Source organism: Methylorubrum zatmanii, assembly GCF_014845115.1.
GTDB classification, from domain to species: domain Bacteria; phylum Pseudomonadota; class Alphaproteobacteria; order Rhizobiales; family Beijerinckiaceae; genus Methylobacterium; species Methylobacterium zatmanii.
In genome coordinates this window covers 1-1,692 of the sequence record NZ_NKUI01000350.1, presented here as the reverse complement: position 1 = coordinate 1,692, position 1,692 = coordinate 1, and the positions used below count along the sequence as shown (strand labels likewise).

At 73.8% G+C, this 1,692-nt stretch carries 1 protein-coding gene; it reads right to left on the bottom strand.

Annotated features, from left to right (window positions below):
• Window positions 1-6: 6 nt before the first annotated feature.
• A partial coding sequence (pbpC, locus tag MZTS_RS24665) for a penicillin-binding protein 1C (protein ID WP_246482274.1) occupies window positions 7-1,692 on the bottom strand: 1,686 nt, incomplete at its 5' end.

The following is a 1,692-nucleotide window of genomic DNA, read 5'->3' as shown; positions in this document are numbered from 1 at the left end:
TCGCATCTAATTCGCCCCGACCTTTTCGTCGACAGCTGCAGATGTGGATAAGAGCCAGGGTCGGGGCAGCGGCTCCGGCTCGCCGCCGAACCGGGCGAAGGCGTCGAACAGGATCGGCGCGGCGTGGCTGCGGCCGATCAGGCCCGGCACCGAGGCGCCGTCCGGCCGCCCGATCCAGACGGCGATGGTCACGCGGGCATCGAACCCCACCGCCCAGGCATCGCGGTAGCCGTAGGAGGTGCCGGTCTTGAAGCTGATCCTCCCCGGCAGGGCATTCTCCGGCGGCGGGGCGCCGCGCAGGATGTCGGCGACGTACCAGGCCGCGACCGGATCGGCGATGCGGCGCTCCGGCTCCGGCGGAGCGGCCCCGTCGAGGCGCCGCAGCAGGGCCGGCACGGTGCCGGACCGCGCCAGTCCGGCATAGAGGCGGGCGAGATCGGTGAGGGTGATGCCCAGGCCGCCCAGCGCCACCGGCAGGCCGGGCGCGGTGTCGCGCGGCAGCAGGATCGTCGCTCCCGCTCCCCGCAACCGCGCGACGAAGCGGGCCGCGCCGACCGCATCCAGCAGATCGACGGCGGGCAGGTTGAGGGATTGCTGCAGCGCGAACCGCGCCGTCACCGTGCCGCGATAGCCCATGTCGAAGTTTTCCGGCGCGTAGCTCGCGGCGAAGCGGGCCGGGCGGTCGTCGAGGAGGGTCTCCGGATGCGCGAGCCCGTTCTCGAAGGCGAGCGCGTAGATGAAGGGTTTGAGCGCCGAGCCCGGCGAGCGCACGGCCTGGGTGGCATCGACCGCGCCGGCCCGGGCCCCGTCGAGATAGCCGGCACTGCCGACATGGGCGAGCACCGCGCCCGTGCGGTTATCGATGGCGAGAATCGCGGCGGACAAGGCCGGGCCGGCGGCCGCCGCGCGCTCGGCGGCCAGCGCCTCGAGGCTGGCCTGAAGGCGGGCATCGAGGGTGAGGTGCTGCACTCGCGCATCCGGGTCGGCGGCGAGGGCCTGCTCGGCGGCATGGGCCGCCAGCATCGGGAAGTGTTTTCGCGTGGCCGGCACCGGCTCGGCCTTGGCGGCCCGCGCCTCGTTCGGGGTCAGCACGCCCCGTTCCGCGGCGATGTCGAGCACCCGGTCGCGGGCGCGCTTGGCGTTGGCGGCGAAGCGGTCGGGCCGGCGCGCCTCGGGCGATTGCGGCAGGGCGACGAGGAGCGCGCTCTCGGCGAAGGACAGGCGAGCGGGCTCGCGGCCGAAATAGGCGAGGCTCGCCGACCGGATCCCCTCGACCGGGCCGCCATAGGGGGCGAGGGCCAGGTAGAGATCGAGCACGCCGGCCTTGCCGAGGCTCCGTTCCAGCGCGACCGCGCGGATCATCTGCCGGAGCTTGGCGAGAAGCGAGCGCTCGGTCCGGGGCTCGACGAGGCGGGCGACCTGCATCGACAGGGTCGAGCCGCCCGACACGATGTGCCCGTGCCTCAGCCATTGCCAGGCCGCGCGCAGGGTGGCGGCGGGGTCGATGCCGGAATGGGTATCGAAGCGGCGGTCTTCGTAGGCCTTGAGCATGGCCAGCATGCGCGGATCGACCTCGCTTGCCGTCACCGGCAGCCGCCAGCGCCCGTCGGCGGTGGCGAAGGGGCGCAGCAGCTGGCCTTTCCGGTCGAGGATGACGGTGGAGCGGAGCGACGCCTGGGTCAGGTCGAGGGG